Origin of the sequence: Spiroplasma endosymbiont of Virgichneumon dumeticola, from assembly GCF_964264745.1 — a bacterium.
Classification (GTDB): Bacteria; Bacillota_I; Bacilli_A; order Mycoplasmatales; family VBWQ01; genus Spiroplasma_E.
In genome coordinates this window covers 306,922-323,606 of record NZ_OZ183478.1, presented here as the reverse complement: position 1 = coordinate 323,606, position 16,685 = coordinate 306,922, and the positions used below count along the sequence as shown (strand labels likewise).

Annotated in this window: 18 protein-coding genes and 1 pseudogene; 8 read left to right on the top strand and 11 right to left on the bottom strand. The window is 27.2% G+C overall.

Annotation, left to right across the window (positions count from 1 at the left end):
* The first annotated feature begins 53 nt into the window (after positions 1-53).
* The 4 genes from ACFEL4_RS02155 (at position 54) to ACFEL4_RS02140 (ending at position 2,178) form a co-directional block, all read left to right on the top strand.
* Positions 54-1,112, top strand: coding sequence for a hypothetical protein (locus ACFEL4_RS02155; RefSeq protein WP_375317918.1), 1,059 nt, complete (start codon positions 54-56; stop codon positions 1,110-1,112).
* A gap of 193 nt (positions 1,113-1,305) precedes the next feature.
* Positions 1,306-1,509 (top strand): hypothetical protein, encoded by a 204-nt coding sequence (locus tag ACFEL4_RS02150; protein WP_375317917.1) that lies wholly within the window; start codon positions 1,306-1,308, stop codon positions 1,507-1,509.
* Between the two features lie 259 nt (positions 1,510-1,768).
* Positions 1,769-1,930: a hypothetical protein gene (locus ACFEL4_RS02145; RefSeq protein ID WP_375317916.1), complete on the top strand. Its 162-nt coding sequence runs from the start codon at positions 1,769-1,771 to the stop codon at positions 1,928-1,930.
* A gap of 101 nt (positions 1,931-2,031) precedes the next feature.
* A complete protein-coding gene (locus tag ACFEL4_RS02140) occupies positions 2,032-2,178 on the top strand; it encodes a hypothetical protein (RefSeq protein ID WP_375317915.1) in 147 nt (48 codons plus the stop codon).
* A gap of 138 nt (positions 2,179-2,316) precedes the next feature.
* Here the strand turns inward: ACFEL4_RS02140 and ACFEL4_RS02135 are convergent, their stop codons facing one another.
* Complete coding sequence (locus tag ACFEL4_RS02135; RefSeq protein WP_375317914.1) at positions 2,317-3,159, bottom strand: IS1595 family transposase; 843 nt, start codon at positions 3,157-3,159, stop codon at positions 2,317-2,319.
* Between the two features lie 67 nt (positions 3,160-3,226).
* Here ACFEL4_RS02135 and ACFEL4_RS02130 point away from each other — a divergent pair, with 67 nt between their 5' ends.
* A complete protein-coding gene (locus tag ACFEL4_RS02130; RefSeq protein WP_375317913.1) occupies positions 3,227-3,418 on the top strand; it encodes a hypothetical protein in 192 nt (63 codons plus the stop codon).
* Positions 3,419-3,548: 130 nt separating this feature from the next.
* Here the strand turns inward: ACFEL4_RS02130 and ACFEL4_RS02125 are convergent, their stop codons facing one another.
* The 4 genes from ACFEL4_RS02125 to ACFEL4_RS02110 form a co-directional block, all read right to left on the bottom strand.
* Positions 3,549-4,514, bottom strand: coding sequence for a 3'-5' exoribonuclease YhaM family protein (locus tag ACFEL4_RS02125; RefSeq protein ID WP_375317912.1), 966 nt, complete (start codon positions 4,512-4,514; stop codon positions 3,549-3,551).
* Positions 4,515-4,528: 14 nt separating this feature from the next.
* A complete protein-coding gene (locus tag ACFEL4_RS02120) occupies positions 4,529-6,211 on the bottom strand; it encodes a phospho-sugar mutase (RefSeq protein ID WP_375317911.1) in 1,683 nt (560 codons plus the stop codon).
* A gap of 228 nt (positions 6,212-6,439) precedes the next feature.
* A complete protein-coding gene (locus ACFEL4_RS02115; protein WP_375317910.1) occupies positions 6,440-7,882 on the bottom strand; it encodes a hypothetical protein in 1,443 nt (480 codons plus the stop codon).
* Between the two features lie 163 nt (positions 7,883-8,045).
* The gene (locus tag ACFEL4_RS02110) at positions 8,046-8,348 is read right to left on the bottom strand and encodes a hypothetical protein (protein ID WP_375317909.1); all 303 of its coding nucleotides are present in this window, start codon (positions 8,346-8,348) and stop codon (positions 8,046-8,048) included.
* Positions 8,349-8,366: 18 nt separating this feature from the next.
* Here ACFEL4_RS02110 and ACFEL4_RS02105 point away from each other — a divergent pair, with 18 nt between their 5' ends.
* Positions 8,367-8,927 (top strand): transposase, encoded by a 561-nt coding sequence (locus ACFEL4_RS02105; protein WP_375317908.1) that lies wholly within the window; start codon positions 8,367-8,369, stop codon positions 8,925-8,927.
* Positions 8,928-9,013: 86 nt separating this feature from the next.
* Here the strand turns inward: ACFEL4_RS02105 and ACFEL4_RS02100 are convergent, their stop codons facing one another.
* The 3 genes from ACFEL4_RS02100 to ACFEL4_RS02090 all read right to left on the bottom strand — a co-directional run bounded on the left by ACFEL4_RS02100 (position 9,014) and on the right by ACFEL4_RS02090 (position 11,792).
* A complete protein-coding gene (locus ACFEL4_RS02100; RefSeq protein WP_375317907.1) occupies positions 9,014-10,453 on the bottom strand; it encodes an NADP-dependent glyceraldehyde-3-phosphate dehydrogenase in 1,440 nt (479 codons plus the stop codon).
* A gap of 518 nt (positions 10,454-10,971) precedes the next feature.
* Positions 10,972-11,361, bottom strand: a complete 390-nt coding sequence (locus ACFEL4_RS02095; RefSeq protein WP_375316929.1) for an IS1595 family transposase — start codon at positions 11,359-11,361, stop codon at positions 10,972-10,974.
* Positions 11,256-11,792: a hypothetical protein gene (locus tag ACFEL4_RS02090; protein ID WP_375317906.1), complete on the bottom strand. Its 537-nt coding sequence runs from the start codon at positions 11,790-11,792 to the stop codon at positions 11,256-11,258. Before ACFEL4_RS02090 ends, ACFEL4_RS02095 begins: the two co-directional genes overlap by 106 nt.
* Between ACFEL4_RS02090 and ACFEL4_RS02085 the strand changes: the two genes are divergently transcribed.
* Positions 11,773-11,913 carry a hypothetical protein gene (locus ACFEL4_RS02085; protein ID WP_375317905.1) on the top strand — a complete coding sequence of 47 codons (141 nt, stop codon included), beginning with the start codon at positions 11,773-11,775 and terminating at the stop codon, positions 11,911-11,913. The genes ACFEL4_RS02090 and ACFEL4_RS02085 overlap by 20 nt on opposite strands.
* A gap of 107 nt (positions 11,914-12,020) precedes the next feature.
* Positions 12,021-13,213, top strand: a pseudogene (locus tag ACFEL4_RS02080) (IS256 family transposase).
* Between the two features lie 209 nt (positions 13,214-13,422).
* Here the strand turns inward: ACFEL4_RS02080 and ACFEL4_RS02075 are convergent.
* Genes ACFEL4_RS02075 through ACFEL4_RS02065 form a run of 3 tightly spaced genes read right to left on the bottom strand, consistent with a single transcriptional unit; the run spans position 13,423 to position 16,684 of the window.
* On the bottom strand, positions 13,423-13,833 hold the full coding sequence (locus ACFEL4_RS02075; RefSeq protein ID WP_375317904.1) for an IS1595 family transposase: 411 nt from the start codon (positions 13,831-13,833) through the stop codon (positions 13,423-13,425).
* Complete coding sequence (locus ACFEL4_RS02070) at positions 13,728-14,264, bottom strand: hypothetical protein (RefSeq protein WP_375317903.1); 537 nt, start codon at positions 14,262-14,264, stop codon at positions 13,728-13,730. The genes ACFEL4_RS02075 and ACFEL4_RS02070 overlap by 106 nt, the downstream gene beginning before the upstream one ends.
* Complete coding sequence (locus ACFEL4_RS02065; protein ID WP_375317902.1) at positions 14,204-16,684, bottom strand: hypothetical protein; 2,481 nt, start codon at positions 16,682-16,684, stop codon at positions 14,204-14,206. Before ACFEL4_RS02065 ends, ACFEL4_RS02070 begins: the two co-directional genes overlap by 61 nt.
* Between the last annotated feature and the right edge of the window lies 1 nt (position 16,685).

Genomic DNA, 16,685 nt, shown 5'->3' with positions numbered 1-16,685 from the left:
AAAAAGTTTATATACTTAAAAAGTAATTATTGTGTGAAAGGACTATGTTGCTTATGAAAAAAATATTAAAATTTTTATTATCATTAACTAGCATTGCTATCGTTAGTGCTAATAGTTTAATTACTGTTGCCTGTGGTGGCAACTATTGAACAGTATACGATGTATACAACGAATACTTCTACGGTTACCCACGGATAAATAAAAACAATCCTTTCTATTCTTTTATTACCGATTATCGCAATAAAACTAAACTTCCCGCTAGTCCTACTTCGATGAAAGAATTTGATGACCTGCAAATTAATCCAGTGTGAAAAAACTTCCAAGAATTAAAAACAGATTTAACAACTACCAAACTAAGCGATGAAATTACAATCAATGTTAACTGGAATGATTTATATAGTAAGTCAGGACTTGATGTTCCATCAATTACTAAAGCTGAAAACTTACAGTTAAACTTTTACAATGCGATTGCTAAAGTATATCAAAAAACTAATATTCTACATTTACTACAAAACATTAGATTGGCTCCCACTGGTAGTAAGAATACTATTGCTTATAATCGTTACTATTGAAAAGTCGCTTCACAAACACAAACTTATGGTAAAGATTTTGTTAATCAAATTTTAATCAATGAACAATATAATGGCAACTACTGAAACTCTAATCATTTAAATTGTGTTAGTATGCATGAATATGGCCACGCTTTAAGTAACTATATTGATGTTCCTTCTAAAAGTCGTAAATTTTTCAATACCAGGATTGTAGATTCAACAAATTATAAACAAAACATACTAGGCAATGATCGAAACTATTATGATCTTACACAAGTCTTAATGGATTATTTGGATACTAAAATAACCATTATTGCTAGTAGTGCTTTTGATAAATGAATTGAGAACTTTCTCTTTCCGTTAATTGTTGTCAACAGTGGTTATAGCAGTATTAGTTTCCGTGATCTTAACTTTAATGAACGTAATGAATTCTTTGCAGAAGCATTTAATTTATGATTAGGAACTGATGGTGATAAACGCACTTGAAAATGAGAATTATTAAATGACTTCTTTATGCACTATCTGCCAACATTTGCTAACTTAAAAAATCCTGTCCAATAAACTATGTAAATTTCCAAAACAATATAATCTTTAGAAAGTCACCTCTAGGTTCAATAAAACCTAGCTAAGGAAACCTCTTTTTATGAGAGAATATAGTAGAAAAGAAAAGTCATTTATTTTCTAAAAATGATTAAATGAAATTAGGAATAATATTAATTTTAAACATTCAACAGATGATAGCATATTTTCTTATTTGGAAAAATCCAATGCATTTAAAAATTTTAATAAAGAAGAATTATTTCCTAAATTAATATACTTACCAGCTGAAATTATTTTTGATGTTAAAGATACTAAAATAAACAATTTGCTTCATAAGAAATATACTTTAATAAAATTAATAAGAACAGGGATAAGCCCTATTTCAGCAATGATTGGAATCAGTGCTTATTATGGATAATTAATACCTTATTATTTGGTAAAAATTAGGTTTAGATATATGAAATTTAAATCAAAGACCAACTAATAAAACTAAATTTATTAATAGTAGTAAAAAAACATTATTAGGTTTAGGAACAATTAGTTTAGCAAATTATAGTAAGTTTTTAAACACTGTTATTACACCAATAGAACCTACTACAAGTACAACAACTACAGAAACACGAACATGACCAGATAATTTATTTAATATTTTATTTAATAATAATCCTAATAATTTAATGGATTGAGATACTTATATTTCATTAAATGCTTATGGTATTTTAAATCTTATTAGTCGAATTAATGAATTAATCTCTAATAGATTTGAAAATATTCGAAATATTGCTAATATGGTAACTGATGGGTGTTTAATTAGTAGCGGTATAGCAATGGGGTATTAATAATTATTTTAATAATGCTTATGGTATTCCAACAATTACTGCAGGTACATGTGAAATTATAAATAATCTATCACCAATGAAAAACAAATCATGATGTAGAAATGCAAGAAACTTCATTTATTGATAATGAAACTCAACCAATAATATCAGATGATAGTAATTTTGATTGAGATAACTATGAAACAAGAAATACTATTAATGATTATAACCCTAATATTCAACGTAGTAATAGTTTATTTAGTTTATAATATTTCTCCACAATCTTAAATACTAATATATAATATTAAAGTACTTATCTAGTACAAATATTAATTTATAATTTATGGCTTTTCTCCCTTTATGTACTATTTTTAAATTTTATCACATAAATGCTGAGAAAAGCCTATCTACGGACTTCTCCCCACATTTTTAATTAAACATAGCATTACAGTTTCAAAACTAGGTATGTTATTGAATTTATATGCAGCTTCTTTTGCATATAAATTAATATGATGTTTTGCAACTTTGATATGTGTTTTAAATGTTCTTCGTATATGTTTTCATACTGACTCAATTTGGTTGGTATTTACACCAGTTTTTGAAACATAGCCATCTTTATGGTTAACTGTTTCATGCTTAGTGAAAACCGATTTCAAATCGCGATATCCTTTTCAAGAATCAGTATGTACATCACACTTTGAAGAAATGTGGTTTATTGCAAACTGCAAAATATTTTTACTGTTTGCGTTTTTCAATACTTTCACAATCAGATTGTTGGTGGTTTTTTCATAAATACCAACAATCAAGGTTTTGTTCAACAAGGATCTTCCTTGTTTTTTAAACCCATATGTGAAAGATACATTTCATCCATTTGCACTATGCCCCTCAACAATGAATTGAGGTTCTTGTTTAGCAATGGCACTTCGGATTTTATGACCCATTCTTCAAGCTGTTTTCAAGGTCACTCCCAATTCTTTTGCAACATCAGTTGATGGAATTCCATGTTTGGTGTTTATTCATCTAAAGATGAGATAAAACCAAGATATTAAAGGTGTTTGTGACTTTGAAAATATAGTGCCCGTGAGAATACTGAATGTTTGATGACATTTCAAACATCTCATTTTTCTTAAATTAGAAGTATTCAAATTAAAACTAGAACACCTAATACATTTGCTTTGTTTCAAACTTGCTATATATGCAAGACATTGTTTTTCAGTTTGAAAAGTATTATTGAACTCATTCAATTTCATTGTTTCCTCCACAAGTACATGTGGGGAGAAGTCCGTAATTTATTTATAGAAAGGGAAGATTAAAAGAATGACTACTAAAAGAGACCAAAATAATAATTTTAAAAATATAGCAAAATGAGTAAATGATAATCAAAAAGAGGTTGAAAAGCAAAAAAAGAAAGTGATAAAAGATATGAAACATATAAACAAACTGCAGAATATAAAAAATATACTAATTCTTAATTTAATTAAAAAATATAATATTACTCCACAATTTTAAATATTAATGTATAATTAAAATATTTACTTAGAGTTTAAGTAAGAAAAAAATTAGGTTGGCACCTAATTAAAAAGTTACCTTAATTGGTAACTTTTTAATTATTATTAGGCATGTTTTCTGACTTTTTACTTTATTTCTTAGTTTTTAGACTTTGATGTTTATAAAACATTCGATTTTCAATACCTGGCACACGTGAAGTTGATTCACCAACATTAGTATTAACTAATGCTTCATCAATAGCATATATTTTAGCATCAAGATTATCAAGATGATGCAAAATTTCTGCTTCCATGGTTTTAGGTAAAACTGGTGAACCATATTCGTATTTACCATGACTTGCTAAAATTAAATGCTGTAATAAGACAACCATTTCCTCTTGTAAATTAATGTTCAACTCTTGACATGCTTGTGTTACTTGCATGGCACCTAATGAAATATGACCAATCATTTTTCCTGCCAAAGTAAAAGCACTAATGGCATTATTATCTAATTCCATAATTTTCCCATAGTCATGCATAATAATACCAGCATACAATAAGTCACTATTAATATTACGGTCATCATAAATATTAACTACTTGTTTAGCCATCCTTAACATAGTAACTGAGTGTCATAGTAAACCACTTTGCACAGCATGATGCATTTTTACAGCAGCTGGTCAGCGTTTGTAATCATTGATTATTTTTTCGCTAAAACATTGAATTAAAATCTTTTTTAAAATGGGATTTTTAAATTCTTTAATTGTTTGATTAATCTCAGTTCATGCTTGGGCAATGTCGATTGGTGCTTGTGTTAACAATAACTCATAATATTCACTGGGATTAGCAACAATTTCTCATTCATTAATTTTTAACTGCACTTCATTATTGTAGTTAATGCTATTAGCTTCAACTTTAACAACAACACCTGTTGTTAATTGAGCAATAGCTTCTTTACTAGCATCCCAAATTCGAGCTGAAATGCTACCAGTTTTATCTTGTAATTGTAAATTTAAATAGTTAGTATTATTAGACGCAACACCTTGAATGACACGGCCAATGATTACTATTAATTTTAAAGTATTATTAGGTTTGATATCTTTAATTACAGTTGTCATTAACATTTTTCTCCTTATCATTTTATATTAGTAATTTTTAAATATTTTTTTGCTAGTTCTTCATACATTGCTTGCATTTTTTGTTTTGCAACATTAGTATTTTTGTCGATACAAACAAAGTAAAATTTAATTTTAGGTTCTGTTCCACTAGGTCTGACAGCAAATCATGAGCCATCAATAAAATAGAATTTTAATAAATTTTGACCTGGCGTGCCATAAAGTCCTTGCTCATAGTCTTCAACTTTTTCAACTTTAATATTATGTAATGAAGGAATTCCACTAGTTCGTAAAGTTTCCAACATGCCATTGATTTCAGTTTGTCCTTTTTGACCTTTTAATACTAAGTTAACAGTATAACAATAATAATAACCAAATTTTTTATAAATATCTTCTAAAACATCAATTAATGTTTTTTGTGATTGTAAATAATATCAAACAGCTTCGGCCACAACCATAGCAGATTGAATACCATCTTTATCACGAGTAATATCTTTAATAACATAACCATATGCTTCTTCAAAACCAAAAACAAAATTAATATTACGAACTTGTTCTTTTAGCATTTCAGCACCAATTCATTTGAAACCAGTCAATGTTTTAATGACTTGACACCCATAAGATTGAGCCACAGTATCAGATAAGTTAGAAGTAACGAAAGTATTATACATAACCGGATTTTCAGGCATTGTTTTAGTTTTTTGATAATGACTCAATAAATATTCTAATAAGATTGGTGCTGTTTCATTACCTGTTAGTAACACATACTCTCCTTGATGTTGAACAGCAATGCCAATTCTGTCAGCATCTGGATCATTTAAAATCACTAGTTGTGCATTATGTTGTTTAGCATATTTAATAGCTAAATCAAAAGTTGGTTGCACTTCAGGATTAGGCGAGATTACACCTTTAAAATCAGGGTCATAGCTTGCTTGTTCTTTAACGATAATTACTTCATAACCACATTGTTCTAAAAGCGGTGGAACTCACTCACGACTGGTCCCATGAAGGTTAGAAAAGACAATTTTCAGATTACGGTTTTTAACATCAGGATAAAACTGTAAATTTTTAATATCATTACGATAATTAGTTTCTACTGTCAAGGGGACTTCTTTAATTAAGTCTTTGTTATAAGGAAACTCTAATTGAAAATCATCAGTTAATTGTTCCATATTGTGACCAATAACATTAGTAACTTCTGGTAAGAATTGACAACCATATTGATCATAAATTTTATAACCATTGTATTCTGGTGGATTATGACTAGCAGTAATAACAATTCCAGCAATTGCGTTAATCTTGCGAATACTATAAGATAAAACTGGAGTTGGACGTAAATCATTGTCTTGAAATAAAAAGACAGGAATATTATGTTTAGCTAATGTTTTAGCTGTTATCATAGTAAACTCAGCAGAAAAATGACGGTTATCATGAGCGATAACAATTCCGCGATTTAAATCTTTTTGTGAAAAAGTTGATGTTAAATATTGAGTAAAAGCTACAGTAGCTTTCATAATAATAATTTCATTAATTCTTCCTGTTCCGACACCAGTAACTCCACGCATACCAGCAGTACCGAATTCTAAAGTAGCAGTAAAAGCTTCTTCAATTTCAGTTTTTGACATTTTATCTAATTGGGTTTGTAAGTGCTTTGGTAAAGTTTGTTGTTTTCAAATATCATATGTTTTTGACAAATCCATTATTATTAACTCCTTCATTAAATAAAAATTAATTTTATAAATAAATAATACTATAAAACATTAATAATTAAAAATCTTATCTATTATTTGATTAACTACTATTTCAGGTTCGAAAAATAATTCCAAATAATTAATCAGTAAATTTACTAGTGAAATTATATTACTCATCTCATTGGTATTATAAGTTAGTTAAACTATATATAGTAAATAAAATGATTCATGACGATTTTAAAGACACAATGTACGAGAACTATTCCCGTGGTCATCAATAAACACCAAATTATTTATAACATCATTCGGGAATAAACATTCTCTATTTTCCAATAATGGTGTTGTATCATCATCTATTGGAATTACTATTTCTTGTTCATTTTGATTACTTTGTAATAAACTAACTAATTCTAGTACCTCCTCAATACTAGTGTTTTTTAATTTATTTTTGATAAATTCTTCTAATAATTTATTTTCTGTTTCATTATTTGCGACATTAGCAACATTTTCTATTATATCACTGTTTGTAAAACATGATGTAACATTGCTTCAACATCATTTAACACCACTAATTAGGGGCGTTACTATGAAATTTTTAATTTTAGGCAAAAATAAGTTAAAATAAGAAAAATAAGCACTATAGATACCATTTTCAATAAGTGTCACTAATAATGCCAAAGGTAAAGCCTCTATTACGTTTTCTAAATTTATTTCTTTTTGTTCTCCAAAAAGTCCACTGATTACACTTTCTAAAGCAGAAAGAAAAATTAGTAAACATATAATAGCACTTAAACCAGTAGTTTTTAAAATATTTTTGTTTCTCAAATTTTCTCATATTTTTCGAATCAAAGGTTGAGCGATTTTATCAAAAATTAATTCTTCGATTATACATATACTCAAATTAACACCAATACCTTTTGCAAAAGTGATTCAATCAAATTCATTTTCACTAACATATAAATTTAAATAATTTTTTCAGGCACCCATTACAGTGCTTACTACCAAAAATGATAAATACTTCCAGTTTGAAATCAAATTAATAATTTTATAATTTAAATATGATAAATTAATCATTGTCAATCCACTTGTTATACTTATCATTACATCTTCTCAATCATTAAAAAGATGTAATAATGGATTTTCTTCATGCAAATTATTTTTATCATCAAATAAAGAAAATGAACCTAGACTTAAAGTTAAAATTATCATAATAGATAAAAAACTATATTTTGAATTGAAAATTTCATTTAATAAATTACTTTCATTTTCAATAACTACTCAGTTAAAATTCTCTTGTAAAAATTGTGCTATTGGCAATATCCACTCATTATTATATTCTTGTTCATTTTGATATAATTTAACAGTTTGTTGTAATTGTTTGATATCATTTAGATTTGTCAATTCTAAAATTATTTTACCATCGTTTAATTTAATAACTTTTTGTCATAATGATTTATTATCAATCATTACAAATTTCTCATTAATAACTTTAATAACACTAGAAGTGAATTCTGTTTTATATTCTAATTTACCACTTTCATCAAGTCTCGTTAGTGTTACTACTTCTGCTCCGTAGTGATTATAAGCAAATTCTCAAGCAGTTTCATTACTATTTATATTCATAGCAGCATCTCCATCAGAGTCTTGGCTTTCTAAATTTGATTGTTCTATTATTAACATTTCTATCTCCTTTAAATATAAAAGTCTTGTTTTACTTACAAAAAGTAAAACAAGACTTAAACATATATTTTTTTTGAATTTTATTATTTTTTTGGTACTAGTTGCTATTGTCTAACTTATAAGAAAGATAGTGATAAAGAGGGGTAATACGTAATTAATAATTTTACTTTGATTCTTTTTCGTTTTTTAAATAATATTTTTTAACTAAATCAAAAATTTCATTGTTTAAACTTCCATCTTTATATCTCTTTTTAAATTTATAAAAATATTTATAACGTTTATCCAAAACTATTGATTTAATTCCATTAAAAAGGGGAAAGTAATTTCTATCTGAAAATTTATAATTATTTTTGTCTATTTTTAATAAATTTTCATTGATAATCTTATTGATTTTATTAATAAATTTTTTTCTTTTATAAACATAAACAAATATAATAAAAAATAAAATTCGGACTTCTCCCCACATGTACTTGTGGAGGAAACAATGAAATTGAATGAGTTCAATAATACTTTTCAAACTGAAAAACAATGTCTTGCATATATAGCAAGTTTGAAACAAAGCAAATGTATTAGGTGTTCTAGTTTTAATTTGAATACTTCTAATTTAAGAAAAATGAGATGTTTGAAATGTCATCAAACATTCAGTATTCTCACGGGCACTATATTTTCAAAGTCACAAACACCTTTAATATCTTGGTTTTATCTCATCTTTAGATGAATAAACACCAAACATGGAATTCCATCAACTGATGTTGCAATAAACCACATTTCTTCAAAGTGTGATGTACATACTGATTCTTGAAAAGGATATCGCGATTTGAAATCGGTTTTCACTAAGCATGAAACAGTTAACCATCAAGATGGCTATGTTTCAAAAACTTGTGTAAATACCAACCAAATTGAGTCAGTATGAAAACATATACGAAGAACATTTAAAACACATATCAAAGTTGCAAAACATCATATTCATTTATATGCAAAAGAAGCTGCATATAAATTCAATAACATACCTAGTTTTGAAACTGTAATGCTATGTTTAATTTAAAAATGTGGTGAGAAGTCCGTAGATAGGCTTTTCTCAGCATTTATGTGATAAAATTTAAAATAGTACATAAAGGGAGAAAAGCCTAATTAAATTTTAGTTTTTCAATTAATTACAATTCCTTTGGGACGAGTAAATGATATTAATGAAGCATGAATACCTTGAACACCAAGTCCAGAATCTTTAACTCCAGTAAATGGAAAATGATCAGGTCCGCGCTGTGATTGGTCATTAATGTTAACGCTACCAACATCTAACTGTTTAGCAATACTCATAGCACTATTAATATTAGTCGTGAATACTGAAGCTTGTAATCCATATTTTGAATCATTAGCAATTTTAATAGCATCATTTATTTCATCAAAAACAATAATTGGAAGTAATGGGGCAAATGGTTCTTCTCACGCTAAATCCATATTAATGGTGACATTAGTAAGAATAGTTGGTGACATTAAATTACCTTTAAATTTATTACCTGTTAAACAAGATGCACCTTTCTCTAAGGCATCTTTAATTAATTTTTTACAATTTTCAACAGTTGGCATATCAATAACTGGGGTAATATCACAATTATTACTTGGTATTCCGACTGTTAATTTTTCTGTTTTCGTTTTTAATAAGGTAATTAAATTGTCACTAATTCCACGAGCTACTAACACTCTTTTAATAGCAGTACAACGTTGACCTGAATAACTAAAAGCACCTTTAACAATTTTAGTAGTAGTATCTTCAAGATCAGCATCATCTAGCACAATGGCTGGGTCCTTACCACCTAATTCTAAAATCAAATCGGTTTTTAATGATTTTTTAGAAATACGATTGCCAACATCGGCACTACCAGTAAAAGAAATAACATTAATTATTGGATTTTCAACTAGAATATCACCAATTTCACTACCTTTACCACTAACTGCATTGAAAGCACCAGGTGGGATTTTTGCTTCATTGGCTAACTTTGCTAAATATAATCCTACTAAGGACCCTTGTGTTGCTGGTTTAAAAACAACACTATTTCCAGTAACTAAAGCGGGAAATATTTTTGAAACTGACAAATTAACTGGGTAATTAAAAGGTGAAATTGCTAAAATAACACCCTTAGGGATATGTTCAAATATTCCTAATTTATTCATTACTCCCCAACTATCACCAGTGTATGACTGAGGATGTAAACGTAATGCTTCTTGTAACGTATAGTCAATATATTCAACAGAACGATCGATTTCACTAATTGCTGCTTTGATACCTTTAGCAATTTCAGAACTCATTATGTTTGCCATAATTTTTTTATCACGAATTATTAATTGTTTTCAATTATTTAATAGTTCAATTCTTTTTAAAATCGGTATTTGACTTCAAGCAATTTGAGCTATTTTTGCTGCTTGATATGTTTTATCAATCTCTGTTTTGGTTAGTGCTGGAACTTGTCCTGCTGGTTGGTTAGTTGTGGGATTCATTACTGTTATTCATTGTTTATTTTCATATAATTCACCATTAATTAGTGCTTGATATTGATTTTTATTATTTGCCATGTTAATCCTCCTTGTTTTTAATACTTTTATTATAACTTTAATTTTAATAAATAAAGTTATTTTCTATTCTTATTTTTTGATTAGAAGTGTAAATAATGGCAAAATTTTTAAAATTAAGAAGGTTAAATAAAAAGAATGAGTTTAATCGAATATTGATTAACTCATTCCCAAAATAAATACTAAGTTTATTTTTGTAAAATTATGTTTAATATAACACTTATTATAAGATAATCTTTTAATTGCCCACTTTATTCAATAAGTTCACAAATTTTTCGCTTTTATAAAGAGTACCTCGAAAATTTATATATAATGTATCATTATTGCCAACTATTAAAGAAATATTATCACAACTTACTCCTGGGAGTGTAACAAAAATCCGGAATTAATTATTCAATATTGTCTGATTATCATTTAGACGAGAAATAATTAAGAATGGCTTTTCTCCCTTTATGTACTATTTTTAAATTTTATCACATAAATGCTGAGAAAAGCCTATCTACGGACTTCTCCCCACATTTTTAAATTAAACATAGCATTACAGTTTCAAAACTAGGTATGTTATTGAATTTATATGCAGCTTCTTTTGCATATAAATGAATATGATGTTTTGCAACTTTGATGTGTGTTTTAAATGTTCTTCGTATATGTTTTCATACTGACTCAATTTGGTTGGTATTTACACCAGTTTTTGAAACATAGCCATCTTGATGGTTAACTGTTTCATGCTTAGTGAAAACCGATTTCAAATCGCGATATCCTTTTCAAGAATCAGTATGTACATCACACTTTGAAGAAATGTGGTTTATTGCAAACTGCAAAAGATTTTTACTGTTTGCGTTTTTCAATACTTTCACAATCAGATTGTTGGTTGTTTTTTCATAAATACCAACAATCAAGGTTTTGTTCAACAAGGATCTTCCTTGTTTTTTAAACCCATATGTGAAAGATACATTTCATCCATTTGCACTATGCCCTCAACAATGAATTGAGGTTCTTGTTTAGCAATGGAACTTCGGATTTTATGACCCATTCTTCAAGCTGTTTTCAAGGTCACTCCCAATTCTTTTGCAACATCAGTTGATGGAATTCCATGTTTGGTGTTTATTCATCTAAAGATGAGATAAAACCAAGATATTAAAGGTGTTTGTGACTTTGAAAATATAGTGTCCGTGAGAATACTGAATGTTTGATGACATTTCAAACATCTCATTTTTCTTAAATTAGAAGTATTCAAATTAAAACTAGAACACCTAATACATTTGCTTTGTTTCAAACTTGCTATATATGCAAGACATTGTTTTTCAGTTTGAAAAGTATTATTGAACTCATTCAATTTCATTGTTTCCTCCACAAGTACATGTGGGGAGAAGTCCGTATATTTTTTTAAAATTACAATAATTTCTCTACAAATTAATGTTCCTACAGATGTTCCTATGATAATTAGTTCATGGATAGGTTAAGTCTAAGATTGTGTGTAAATTAAAAAAGTAATAAAAAATGAGCCATATACCCCTCCTTATCAAATATAATTAGTTTGAAAATAAAAACTAGATAGGATGAGAAATATATGACTCCATTAAATTTTACAATAGATTCTGAAATAATTAGAAAATTTCTTTCAAAAGAGACTAAAAATGAAGGCATAAGATTACTTATTGAATTATTTTTAAATAAACTTTTAAAAAATCAATCAGATGATCAAATTTGTGCTAATAATTATGAACGAAATGAAGCAAGAACAGATTGCCGTAACGGTTATTATCAGCGTGATTTAAAATCTGTAAATGGAATTTTGAATTTAAATGTCCCTAGACATTGTAATAAATCTTTTGAAACTGAAATTTTCGAAAAGTTTAAACGTTCAGAACAAGCATTATTATCTACCATGATGCAAATGGTAATTGACGGTGTATCAACAAGGAAAGTTGATAACATAACAAGAGAATTGTGCGGTATTAATTATTCTAAATCTACTGTCTCTAATATTTGTAAAGAATTAACTGAAGTAATAGGCACATGAAAAAACCGTGATTTAAGCGCAAATTCCTATCCTTTTATAATTATTGATGGAGTACAGTTAAGGTTCGAGAAAATAATCAAGTAATCTCTAAAGCAGTTTTTATAGCCCTAGGTATAAATGACCAAGGTCATAGAGATATTTTAGGAATGATGGTTGGTGATTCAGAATCAGAAACTACATGAAGTGAATTCTTTTCTTCATTGAAAGAACGTAACTTAACTGGTCTTGATTTAGTTGTTTCTGATGACCATAAAGGGTTAGTTAAAGCAGTTCAAAAACATTTTCAAGGCGTGCAATGACAAAGATGTCAAGCACATTTTATGCGTAATATCTTGGATAAAACACCTAAAAAGGATAGAGAAAAAGTCGAAAGAGATGTTAATGCCATTTTCAACGCTAGTAGTATTAAAATGGCTAGAATGATTCTTAAAGAAATGAAAGATAATTATTCCCATCTTTTAGACTTGGCATTACGAATTCTTGAAAATGGAGTTGATGATGCTTTAGCAATTTTAAGCTTTCCACTGTATTACCATAAAAAATTAAGAACTAGTAATCACATTGAACGCCTAAACAGTGAAATTCGAAGAAGAGAAGGTGTTGTTACCATATTTCATGGAGTTGATAGTGTATATCGAATAATAGGTTCAATTTTAATGGAATTTAATGAAAAATGAATGATAAATCGTGTTCATATTAATATGGACGAATATAATAATTTTAAAATTGAAAAGGCTTAAATTATTGCTTAACTACTTTGTATTAAAATTTTATTCTTTATAAATAACTGCATTTCGGGCGTATCAAGTTAATAGTTAGATTTAATAAGAACTTAAATGAGAGATAATACTCTCATTTTTAATTGTTAAACAATTATAATTAATCATGGCTTTTCTCCCTTTATGTACTATTTTTAAATTTTATCACATAAATGCTGAGAAAAGCCTATCTACGGACTTCTCCCCACATTTTTAATTAAACATAGCATTACAGTTTCAAAACTAGGTATGTTATTGAATTTATATGCAGCTTCTTTTGCATATAAATGAATATGATGTTTTGCAACTTTGATATGTGTTTTAAATGTTCTTCGTATATGTTTTCATACTGACTCAATTTGGTTGGTATTTACACCAGTTTTTGAAACATAGCCATCTTGATGGTTAACTGTTTCATGCTTAGTGAAAACCGATTTCAAATCGCGATATCCTTTTCAAGAATCAGTATGTACATCACACTTTGAAGAAATGTGGTTTATTGAAAACTGCAAAAGATTTTTACTGTTTGCGTTTTTCAATACTTTCACAATCAGATTGTTGGTTGTTTTTTCATAAATACCAACAATCAAGGTTTTGTTCAACAAGGATCTTCCTTGTTTTTTAAACCCATATGTGAAAGATACATTTCATCCATTTGCACTATGCCCTCAACAATGAATTGAGGTTCTTGTTTAGCAATGGCACTTCGGATTTTATGACCCATTCTTCAAGCTGTTTTCAAGGTCACTCCAAATTCTTTTGCAACATCAGTTGATGGAATTCCATGTTTGGTGTTTATTCATCTAAAGATGAGATAAAACCAAGATATTAAAGGTGTTTGTGACTTTGAAAATATAGTGCCCGTGAGAATACTGAATGTTTGATGACATTTCAAACATCTCATTTTTCTTAAATTAGAAGTATTCAAATTAAAACTAGAACACCTAATACATTTGCTTTGTTTCAAACTTGCTATATATGCAAGACATTGTTTTTCAGTTTGAAAAGTATTATTGAACTCATTCAATTTCATTGTTTCCTCCACAAGTACATGTGGGGAGAAGTCCGTAATTTATTAAATTCTTTACTTATAGAATAAGCAATAGGTTGCGTATCTCCATCCCATATATAAGTAACTCTATATTTTTTCCCGGAAAAAAATTTATAATTAATTTGGTTTTTTGTTATCCTTGTTCCTACTTCTTTTCATTTTGGAATACTTGGATTAGGATTAGGATTTGGTGTTGGATTATCTTTTAATTCAATATCTCAACAATTGTCTTCTATTTCATTAGTTTCTAAACTTTTTGAATTAATTTTAATTGGTTTATCTATATTAATTATACTTGGTGAAGTAATATCTAATGTATTACTAGTGATTTTATAAGTATTTTCTTTTATTTCTTCTTCTAATGAATATATTTTACCTTCATCATCATTAAATCTATCCATTGCAATAGCATTTGAAATAACTACTAAATCAACATAAGCTTCAGTAATTCTTTTTCCAGAAATACCTTTAAAAAAACTAGCTAATACAGCACCTTCACCTTGTCATAAAAATTGCATATATATAATTGGACTTTTTTCTACATTTTTTCAACAATAACCAACTCTATATAAAGTATTTACTTTAAAATCATAATTAATTTTAATGTTACTTTCTTTTGTACCAACATTTTTTCATTTAATAACATTTAAAGATTTTATTTTTTCATCAACATATTTTTTATTTGGAATATCATTATCATCTGTTACTGAAGGACCACTTTTATTTTTATAAATTAATGTTCTATTTCCAACATTTATAACATCATTAACTAATCTTGTAGTACTATCTTTATCATCTTTATTATTAAAAATTTTATCTTGTTTTTTATCTAATAATTTATTTGTTTCTTCTTTTTTATAATAATCAGTTAAATCAGTTTTACCACCAGTAGCACTAATAGTATTAGTTTCTTTATCAATAGTTATATTAGTACCCGCTATTAATTTATCTTGTTTTAAAACTAAAACACCTTGTACATTAGTTACTTCAGTCTTAATTTGACTAATATGTAAATCTTGTGTATCATTAACATTTTTAACTTCATTAATAGCACTAACAATAGTTTTATTTTTTGTTTGTAAATTTTCGTCACTAATATTTTGTTTTTTATCTAATAGTTCATTAGTTTCTTGTTTATTATAATAATTATCATTATTATTAGTTTCTGCTATAAGTTCAGTAGGTTTTCCTATGCCTTGATATTTATATATTTTATCAATATTGGCGCCATAATTATTACTATTACTATTGAAATAAATTATGTTTGTCTTAAGATTTAGCAATAATGTTATAATAACATTATCTTTTAAGATTAATTTATCTAATATGACATCTGTTGGTGAGATATTTTGATTTTTAACGAATTGAAATTTTGAAGTTTTTTTAACAAGATATAAATCATCATAATTCTGAAATCCATAATCTCAAAAAACTATAAATCATTTGTTAATATCATCATTAGGAATTGGAATTTGCTCATCGATACGTTTCCATAAAGGACTTGTTTCGATATTAAATCAATTATTTTTAATATTTTCAATTTCTGTATTTGCTAACTTAATATTATTTTCATTACTAGTAATCCGTTTTTGTTGTTTAGCAGAAAAATCAGCAGTTGGAGCATGAGTAAAATCACCCTCTTGTGGATTATTTTGTAATGCTTCAGGTGGTAATGTACCAATTTCACTTGGTCAATTTAAAATCATTGTTTCAGTTTCAGGGTCATATTCAGTTGCTACATAACTTTTATTTACAAGTTTAGTAACTGCACCACGAAATACTTCATGTTCTTTTTCACTTACAACATCATCATATAATTTTATTTGTTTAGTTAATATAAAATCATGATTATCTTTATCACCACTAATTCTTTGTTCTTTTTCATTTTCAATTAATTCATCTACTTGATTTCTTGTATAAAATGCTTCTAAATCAATTTTATCAACATCAATTTCTTGTTCATCATAACTCATTAGTAACTCTTTTAATTTTGTTAATTGAGCTAGTATTTTCATTCTACTTGGTGCTAAATCTCAAACATTAATTGTTGGAATACTACTTGCACTAAACTGTGTACCATTATTAAATTGAATATTAGCATCAACATTAAATTCAATTGGAGTACGATTAAATACTCAATGTTCTATCATTACATAAACCATATCTCTTAATGTTTCTTGAATTAATTTATCTTTAAAACTATCAAAATGAAATTTATATAAAATAAAATTAAGATAAGCATTAATATCATTTTGTGCGCGAATAGCAAATGTAGTAAATCATTCATTAGCATTTGGTCATGTATTTACATATTGTTGTGGAGTATCATTAATTATTCCAGTTAATGGATACCACTTATTATAATTTTCTAAACTAATATCAGTTCAAAGTTCTTTTATCATA